The organism is Vibrio sp. 10N.247.310.24, assembly GCF_041467175.1.
Classification (GTDB): domain Bacteria; phylum Pseudomonadota; class Gammaproteobacteria; order Enterobacterales; family Vibrionaceae; genus Vibrio; species Vibrio tasmaniensis_A.
Genome location: NZ_JBFSUD010000022.1, coordinates 54,672 through 63,681, shown reverse-complemented (window position 1 = coordinate 63,681; position 9,010 = coordinate 54,672). Strand labels below are relative to the sequence as shown.

Genomic DNA, 9,010 nt, shown 5'->3' with positions numbered 1-9,010 from the left:
ATGAAGTATGACCTTACCATTTTGGTCTACGGCATGAAGACTAAAGTGGTTTTTAGCTAGGTCGATACCGCAGAAATAAGAATAATCAGACATGGTGCCTCCGGTGCAATTAAGTACCACATCAGTGTGGCAGCTCCTCGGGAGGGGGAATCCATGTCATTCGTTAGTTTGCTTCAAAGAATAGGGAAGTATCATGGAAGAAAAACGAGTAAGCATGAGACCAGCAAAACCGAATGAATTGGAATTAATTCATGCTTTAGTAACTTCAAACGACGCATGGACTAAGTTCAATGGTCCGTATTTTCCTTATTGTCACCCTTCGTTAAAGCAGTTTGAAAAGTCTTCGTTTCAACGGTTGTTAAGCGGTTTAGATTTACAGTTAATCACTGTTGATGATAACCCGATAGGAACAGTCAGCAGTTACTGGGAATGTGAAGAAACTCATTGGCTTGAAGCTGGTGTGGTAATCTACGATTCAAATTATTGGGGTCAAGGTATCGCCGCTTTGGCTCTTCCTCAATGGATCTCTTACTTGTTCAAAAATAACAGAATCGAAAGGGTCGGTTTGACAACATGGTCAGGTAATCCTCGCATGATGTCTCTGGCGTTGAAGTTGGGTTTTCAGCAAGAAGCGAGGCTAAGAAAAGTACGTTATTATGAAGGCGAGTATTACGATTCAGTGAAATATGGGGTGTTGCGTTCGGAGTGGCAAGAACGCAACTAACAAATAAGGATTAAGGTGTTGCGCAGCCAACACTAAATCCCATGTGTTGAACAAGCCCGAAGCCACTTTATTAAGTAAATTGTACGATTGCATTTGAAGGGCACATCGCTTTGAGTCTTTTCTCAAGGCGAGCGAGGCCAAGATAAGGTTGCGATAGCAATCTTATCAAGCAGTTAGCCGTTTTTCGTTTCTTTCGTCGTCACATCTTCTCTGTTTTCGTCAATGCCATTCTCCTTATTATCAAATGCCTTTCGGCCAGGTGGGTCGGCTCACTCCAACGCACCGCGATAGAGATAGCGCGACAAATAGTTGAGCGGCGACTGACCGTAACCAACCTGCCTACAATCGACCACCCATTGTTTGGGTATGCTACTCGGCAGCCACAACCTTGGGTGTTGATTAACTGTCTCTAGCATTCTTGCTCGCCATACTTTGGCTAAAGCAAACGCGTTAAAAGGGTAATGCTTGTTGCCTTTGTGCCACGTTTGTCTTGACGCATCGTATTGGCCTGCTGCCACAATAATGTGCAGGTGTGGATGCAAGTTTCGTTTTTGGCTGTGGGTATGCAGGCGTTATAGCTCAGGTCAGATTCACCTTCTGAAAAGTCATAACTACGTTAATCACGTATAGTTTGGCTATGTGTACGTCACTTGCGTATACTCTGTGTATGAAAAGTGTATTTGTCGAATCGACCATATTTGAAAAGTACCGTAATGAATATCTCAGCGATGATGAGTTTAGGCTTTTTCAAGCTGAGTTAATGTCTAACCCAAAACAGGGGGACGTGATTCAAGGTACAGGTGGTTTGCGAAAGATTCGAGTTGCAAGTAAAGGTAAGGGCAAGCGTGGCGGCTCTCGTGTTATCTATTAGTTCCTCGATGAAAAGCGTCGTTTCTACTTGCTGACAATTTATGGCAAGAATGAAATGTCCGATTTAACTGCAGATCAAAAGAAACAATTAAAGGCTTTTATGGAGGCGTGGCGTAATGAGCAATCGTGACCTATTTGCAGAGTTAAGTACTGCTCTTGTTGAGGCTAAAGAGCATTCAGAGGGTAAACTCACTCTTAAAACTCATCAAGTTAACGATATCAGTGAGTTAGATATTTCACCTAATGAAATCGTGAGTATCCGTGAACAGTTTAATATGTCGCGTGGTGTGTTTGCGCGTTTACTGCATACATCATCCCGAACATTAGAAAACTGGGAACAAGGGCGTAGCGCACCAAATGGACAAGCTGTGACCCTTCTAAAATTGGTTCAGCGTCATCCGGAAACTCTTTCGCACATCGCTGAGCTATAACAAATAAGGGCTAGGGTGTTGCGCAGCCAACACTAAATCCCGAGTGTTGAACAAGCCCGAAGCCACTTTATTAAATAAATTGTGTAATTGAGTTTGAAGGGCACATCGCTTTGAGGCTTTTCACAAGACGATCGAGGCCAAGGTAAGGTCGCGATAGCAATCTTATCAACCAGTTAGCTGTTCTTCGTTTCTTTCGTCGTCACATCTTCTGTTGTTTCGCCTGTACAATTCTCCATATACCGTTCCTGCGCAGAAATTGCCAAATTTGATCGGTTCTATTCTTCGATGAGTAACATCCAAACCAAGGTTGTGGTGCTAGTTCCCATTTTTTCTCTATGTGACGAAAAGTCTTTAGCTCTCTATTTTTTGTGTATGCGTTTTGTAAAGGCTGTAGTGTGGTAAAGAGCTTTTATCTATCGTTGCGTAAGACATTATCTAGCCAGGATAGTTTGAAGAGCTGTGGTCTTACTGTGTCTGATAACTGCGCAATCGATAGCGTGTAAATAATTTTATACGGGGTGTTTTAAATATAAAACACAAAATAAATTGCGTTTTTTTTTAATTAGTGATTGAAACTGTGGTTTTTACTAGTTAAGTTACAGGGAACAAGAAGATAAATGCTGATGGAAAGTGACGTGAGATAACGTGCATTCAGCCTCAAGGATAGAAAATAGGAAGAAGTAAGCAATGTTCCAGACTGATGATGTAAGAATTAACAAAGTAAAAGAGTTATTACCACCTGTTGCTGTTTTAGAAAAGTTTCCAGCGACAGAAATTGCTTCTTCTACAACCTTTGAAAGCCGCAAAGCGATCCACAATATTTTAGAAGATAGCGATGATCGCTTACTTGTTATTGTTGGCCCATGTTCTATTCATGATACAGAAGCTGCGCTTGAGTACGGTAAACGTTTGAAAGTGCTACGCGACGAACTAGGCGATAACCTTGAAATCGTAATGCGTGTTTACTTTGAAAAACCACGTACCACTGTTGGCTGGAAAGGCCTAATCAATGACCCGTACATGAACGACACGTTTAAACTAAATGACGGTCTTCGCCTAGGACGTAAGCTACTACTTGATCTAACTGACATGGGAATGCCTACGGCGAGTGAATTCTTAGATATGATCACGCCGCAATACGTTGCAGATCTAATCAGCTGGGGCGCAATTGGCGCACGTACTACAGAATCTCAAGTTCACCGTGAACTGGCTTCAGGCCTATCTTGCCCAGTTGGCTTTAAGAATGGTACGGATGGCAATATCAAGATCGCAACAGACGCTATTCGTTCGGCAAGTGCTTCGCACCACTTCTTGTCGGTAACCAAATACGGCCATTCAGCAATCGTTGAAACAGCAGGTAACCCTGACTGTCATATCATCCTACGCGGTGGTAAAGAGCCAAACTATAGCGCAGAGCACGTTGGCAAGATTAAAGAAGAGCTAGAAGCTTCAGGTCTTCCACAGAAGGTGATGATTGATTTCAGTCACGCGAACAGCTCAAAGCAGTTCAAACGCCAAATGAACGTTTCTGATGACGTAAGTGCACAGATCTCTGGCGGTGACAAAGCTATCTTTGGTGTGATGATTGAGTCTCACCTAGTTGAGGGGCGCCAAGACTTAGTTGACGGTAAAGCAGCGACATACGGCCAATCTGTTACTGACGCATGTATCGGTTGGGAAGATACTGAAACAGTACTTCGCCAACTTGCAGGTGCTGTTGAAGCACGTCGTAACAAGTAATCTAATTATTACGGCCAGTCGCTAAGTGGCTAAAAATTCAAAGCCCTTATTAGCAATCGCTAGTAAGGGCTTTTTTGTGGATTTTAGTTTTAAACGGAAAGCGCCTTGGACTCTTAAATAAGAAAAGACAGTAGCTCGTCGACTTTAAGTGATAGCAAAGCTCTATCTTGTCTGGTTTCTACATTAAGGCGTATTAATGGCTCGGTATTAGACTTTCTTAAGTTGAAGCGCCATGTGTCCATATTCATGCTGATCCCGTCTGTGTGATCGATCTCAACGGCATTATCTCGGTAGTGCAATAACACACAAGCCATGACTTGCTCTGGGTTGGATACTCTGCGATTAAGCTCTCCGGACGAGGGGAATCTATCCATACTTGCGCTGGTCAGTTGGTTAAGAGACTGTTGGTTTTTCGACATCAGTTCAATAACCAGTAGCCAAGGAATCATTCCTGAGTCGCAATATCCAAAATCACGAAAATAATGGTGTGCGCTCATCTCACCACCGTAGACCGCATTCGTTTCACGCATCTTCTCTTTGATAAGTGCGTGTCCTGCTTTAATCCCAATCGCTTTTCCACCACGTTTGTGAGCGATTTCAATCGTGTTCCATGTCATACGCATATCGTGCAATACAGTGGCGTTAGGCTCTTTTAATAAAAATGCTTCAGCGAGCAACCCGACAATATAGTAACCCTCAATATAATTGCCTTTTTCATCAAAGAAAAAGCAGCGGTCAAAATCACCATCCCACGCAATTCCTAGATCGGCCGAATGTTCTAGCACAGCATTTCGAGTCGCTATTTGGTTTTCTATAATCAATGGATTGGGAATACCATTAGGGAAATTTCCGTCAGGAGTATGGTGAACCTTGATGAAGGTGATAGAGGCACTGAGTTCGTTAAATTTCTTCTCCAAAGCATCAATGACATGTCCTGCGACACCGTTCCCTGCGTTCACCACAATTTTCATAGGTGAAAGCTCAGAAGGAGATATATAAGAGAGTAGGTGGTCTACATAAGGGGCGAGAATACTGGTCGATCTACTAGAGTTACTTGGTTGTGCATGAATGAACGGTAAATTGCAGTTCAGTTCTTGATTGAGTATTTTAATGCGTCGTTTGATTTCATCTAACCCACTGTTTTTACTTATCGGGCTAGCGTCCAAGCCGACCAATTTCATTCCGTTGTAATTAATTGGGTTATGGCTTGCCGTAATTTGGATTCCGCCAATGGCGCCAAGGTGGCGAGTTGCAAAGTAGACTTCTTCAGTCCCTGTCATTCCAAGGTCAACGACGGTTATTCCAGACTCGATTAAGCCTTTGGTCATGGCTTCTTGTAATGAAAGGGACGTTTCTCGGTTATCACGACCAATCACCACTTGAGCCAAGCCATCGAATGAGGCTTCAGGTGTCGTGGATAGGGCGTATTCTCCAAATGCTTTGCCGAGCAGGTAGGCAAAGTACCCATTGACTTGGTCACCAATGATGCCGCGAATATCGTTGTTCTTAAAGCAGTTAAGGTCTAATGTTGGTTTCATTGAATTGTCGCCGCTTCTATCTCGATGTGTTGTTCTGAGGCGGAGAAGCTTGTTCGCTTCGAACATCTCGCCCATAGCTGTCTTGATATCGAATGATATCGTCTTCACTTAAGTGACTGCCAGTTTGAACTTCAATCATTTCAAGAGGTGTCTCGCCAGGGTTCTCTAGGCTGTGAATATGACCTAACGGAATGTAAGTGGATTGATCTTCTTCGATTAGATACGTTTTATCGTCGTTGGTCACTTTCGCAGTGCCAGCCACGACTACCCAATGTTCTGCTCTATGGTGATGCATTTGCAGTGAAAGCTTATGTCCCGCTTTTACGGTGATACGCTTTACCTTGTCGCGCTTACCTAGATCGACCACATCGTATTTACCCCAAGGCCTAAAGACTTCTCGGTGGTGAATGTGTTCTGTTCGCCCCGCTTGATTCAGTTGGCTTACAATCGATTTCACGCCCTGGACCTTGTCTTTATTCGCAACTAATATCGCGTCTTTGGTTTCGACAATGATCAGATTGTCGACACCTACAGTCGCAACCAGCTTATTTTCCGCATGGATGTAGTTGTGTTGAGAATCGACGGTTAATACATCACCTTCAATGACGTTATTGTGCTCATCTTTTTCGCTTACATCCCAGATAGCGGACCATGAGCCAATGTCGTTCCAACCGACATCCATCGGGATCACTGCGGCGTGTGAGGTCTTTTCCATTACTGCATAATCGATGGAATCACTCGGGCTATTTTTGAATGCTTCTGCGTCGATACGGATAAAATCGAGGTCGGTATTTTGCTTTGCAAGAGCAAGTTTACAAGCCGCTAATATCTCTGGGTGGTGTTCGGCGAGTTCCGAAATATAGCGAGATGCCTTAAACATGAACATGCCACTGTTCCATAAGTATTGTTCTGAGCGGATGTACGCTTCTGCAGTTTCTCTATCGGGCTTTTCTATGAAGCACTCTATGGTGTAGGCATGATGGACTGATTGCACTGTAGTGTTGGTTTCTATTTGCAGGCTAGAGGGAAGTGGTTGGCCTTGTTTGATATAGCCATAACCAGTCTCTGGAGCATTCGGGGTTATACCGAATGTCACCAGTTTCCCTTGTTTTGCGTAATCAACACCACGGCTAATTGTTTGTTGAAATTCAGAGGTTTTAGCGATGTGATGATCGGCAGCTAACACTAATAAGATAGGGTCATATTCGTTCGATTTCTTATCCATTGATTTGCTTAGAGCCTGTAGGGCAGCAAGCGCAATAGCTGGGGCTGTATTTCTGCCTACAGGCTCTAATAGGATTCCACTGTGTTGGATTTTAGCAGCGCGAACTTGTTCTGCAGCAATAAAGCGGTGTTCTTCATTACAGATGATGAGTGGGGCATCGCAGGTACTATCTGTTAAGTGCTTCTCAAGCCCTTGCAGGCGTTGAAGTGTTTGTTGAAGCATCGACTGTTCGCCAGCAATATTGAGAAATTGCTTAGGGTAAAGTTCGCGAGACAGAGGCCAGAGGCGACCTCCGGAGCCGCCAGCTAGGATCACAGGTAAAATCATAGAGTGGTAATTAGGTGTATTTGAATACTGGCGCCATGTTACCACGCTTCACTCTGTTTATTTATCGATAACCAGTTTACTTATCAATAACCGACTTACATATCAATAACCGACTTACTTATCGATAACCCATCGACTTAACGGCAAGCTATAAACGATAAGCAATATAGATGTGCATGTTAATGACCTTCTGGGTTGGAAATGACTATACCTTGCGCTTCGCCAAAATCTTGAGGATCGATCTTGAGCGTTTGTGTTGGGAAGGCGATATCAGCATTGTGCTTATGAATAATCGCCAACACCTGCAGCAGGACATCTTGCTTAACTTCGTGGTATCTCACCCAGTTAACCGTTTTGGTGAAGGTGTAGATAAAGAAATTAAGGGTTGATGGACCAAACTTATCAAAGTTAACGATCAGCGTCTGTTTTGCATCAATGTCAGGGTGTGTTTCGAGCATGGATCTAACTTCATCAACAATTAGAGCTAGCTTGTCTGCATCTTGATAACGAAGACCGAAGGTTTCATTGATTCTGCGGTTCAACATTCTTGATGGGTTCTCCACCACAATGTTACTGAATACCGAATTTGGCACGTATAAAGGTCGCTTATCAAAAGTGCGAATGATGGTCATGCGCCAACCAATGCGTTCGACTGTACCTTCGATTTGGCGGTCTGGTGAGCGTATCCAATCACCGACTTTAAAAGGACGGTCGAAGTAAATCATCATGCCGCCAAAGAAATTCGACAGTAGATCCTTTGCTGCCAAACCGACGATCAAGCCACCCACACCACCGAAGGTGAGTAAGCCAGATAGGCTCAGACCAAATGCCTGCATGATGGTCAGGCCGCCCATCACCATAAAGAACAAGCGAGCGACTTTCGCGATAGCTTGCACTGTGGTTTCGTCTCTGGTTTTTTGTTCTAAGACGTACGCTTCAGTGTTGGTGATCATTCGCAAGGTAAACCAAACGAAGGTACAGATAATTAATATGTGCTTAAGTGTTTTTAACCAATTAATTTCATTACCAAACTGGTCTTGAAGGATTAACCCCACAGAGACAGTTGCAGGCCAACACCAGAGTAATGTACTGACAGGTGTTTTTAGCGCCTCTAGCAGTAGGTCATCCCAGTGGAATGGGGTTTTCTGAACCAGAATTTCTAAGCGATTATGGATAATTCGCCAAGCGACCCAAGCGAGAAAGCTCGCAATAGTGATGAATAGGACGCTGTTTGCCCAATCACTATGGCTCTGGTTAATGTAGGTTTGTACTTGGGTTATGAATTCATTCATTGTGTGTACTGCCGCAGAAATAGTGGGTTAGAAATTAGCAGAAATCACTTTTGTTCTCTACCTTTATAAATCAAGCGATTAGCTGACAATTGTATCTCTATATGGATATATAGTCGTTTTTTTGTATGAAGACAATTTCATTATTTGTTTTCGATGCTACGTAGCTTTGTAAGTGGAGTAATAAATGAGTGACAAACAATATGCAGTTATTGGCTTGGGACGTTTTGGTCTCTCTGTCTGTAAAGAGCTACAAAGTTCAGGCTCACAGGTACTCGCCGTTGATATTGATGAAGAGCGAGTGAAAGATGCGGCGGCTCTTGTTTCTCAAGCGATTGTTGCGAACTGTACAAGCGAAGAGACAGTTAAAGAGTTAAGGCTCGATGAATACGACATGGTGATGGTGTCGATTGGCTCTGATGTTAACTCCAGTATTCTAACGACGCTAGTGGTAAAAGAATCAGGCGCAAAAGCCGTTTGGGTGAAGGCGAACGATAAGTTTCACGGCAAGATCCTTTCTAAGATTGGTGCCGATCATATCATCATGCCCGAACGAGACATGGGTATTCGCGTTGCGCGTAAAATGTTGGATAGACGCGTTCTTGAGTTTATCGACCTTGGCAGCGGTTTAGCGATGACTGAAATTGTTATTGGTTCTAATTTTTTGGGTAAGAAACTTGGTGACCTTAAGCTGTGCAAAGAAAATGGTGTTGAGGTACTTGGTTTCAAGCGAGGCCCGAACCTAACTAAAGCACCTGAACTGGATGTGAGTTTAGAAATTGGGGATGTGGTGATCATCGCTGGGCCGAAAGAGACCTTATCTAGAAAGCTACGCAATTGGTAACTGGCAATCGGAAATAAGGTAA

7 protein-coding genes and 2 pseudogenes are annotated in these 9,010 nt (G+C 43.5%); 5 read left to right on the top strand and 4 right to left on the bottom strand.

Going from position 1 to position 9,010, the window contains the following annotated elements:
- Positions 1-193 precede the first annotated feature (193 nt).
- Complete coding sequence (locus AB6E08_RS09465) at positions 194-724, top strand: GNAT family N-acetyltransferase (protein WP_009845650.1); 531 nt, start codon at positions 194-196, stop codon at positions 722-724.
- Between the two features lie 275 nt (positions 725-999).
- Here the strand turns inward: AB6E08_RS09465 and AB6E08_RS09460 are convergent.
- Positions 1,000-1,293, bottom strand: a pseudogene (locus AB6E08_RS09460) (transposase); the annotation flags it as partial.
- Positions 1,294-1,391: 98 nt separating this feature from the next.
- On the opposite strand from AB6E08_RS09460, the pseudogene AB6E08_RS09455 reads away from it, so the two are divergent.
- The 3 genes and pseudogenes from AB6E08_RS09455 (at position 1,392) to aroG (ending at position 3,765) form a co-directional block, all read left to right on the top strand.
- A pseudogene (locus AB6E08_RS09455) lies at positions 1,392-1,724 on the top strand (type II toxin-antitoxin system RelE/ParE family toxin).
- Positions 1,711-2,025, top strand: coding sequence for a DNA-binding transcriptional regulator (locus AB6E08_RS09450; RefSeq protein WP_009845645.1), 315 nt, complete (start codon positions 1,711-1,713; stop codon positions 2,023-2,025). Before AB6E08_RS09455 ends, AB6E08_RS09450 begins: the two are co-directional and overlap by 14 nt.
- Before the next feature lie 687 nt (positions 2,026-2,712).
- A complete protein-coding gene (gene aroG, locus AB6E08_RS09445) occupies positions 2,713-3,765 on the top strand; it encodes a 3-deoxy-7-phosphoheptulonate synthase AroG (RefSeq protein ID WP_012600346.1) in 1,053 nt (350 codons plus the stop codon).
- A 113-nt stretch (positions 3,766-3,878) separates the two neighbouring features.
- Here the strand turns inward: aroG and AB6E08_RS09440 are convergent, their stop codons facing one another.
- From AB6E08_RS09440 to AB6E08_RS09430, 3 genes are all read right to left on the bottom strand, one after another.
- Positions 3,879-5,303, bottom strand: a complete 1,425-nt coding sequence (locus AB6E08_RS09440) for a phosphomannomutase CpsG (protein WP_372065767.1) — start codon at positions 5,301-5,303, stop codon at positions 3,879-3,881.
- 16 nt (positions 5,304-5,319) lie between these two features.
- Positions 5,320-6,855: a mannose-1-phosphate guanylyltransferase/mannose-6-phosphate isomerase gene (locus tag AB6E08_RS09435; protein WP_372065799.1), complete on the bottom strand. Its 1,536-nt coding sequence runs from the start codon at positions 6,853-6,855 to the stop codon at positions 5,320-5,322.
- 179 nt (positions 6,856-7,034) lie between these two features.
- Complete coding sequence (locus AB6E08_RS09430; protein WP_017098402.1) at positions 7,035-8,147, bottom strand: mechanosensitive ion channel family protein; 1,113 nt, start codon at positions 8,145-8,147, stop codon at positions 7,035-7,037.
- A 184-nt stretch (positions 8,148-8,331) separates the two neighbouring features.
- Here AB6E08_RS09430 and AB6E08_RS09425 point away from each other — a divergent pair, with 184 nt between their 5' ends.
- Positions 8,332-8,988, top strand: a complete 657-nt coding sequence (locus AB6E08_RS09425) for a TrkA family potassium uptake protein (RefSeq protein ID WP_017099973.1) — start codon at positions 8,332-8,334, stop codon at positions 8,986-8,988.
- Positions 8,989-9,010: the final 22 nt, after the last annotated feature.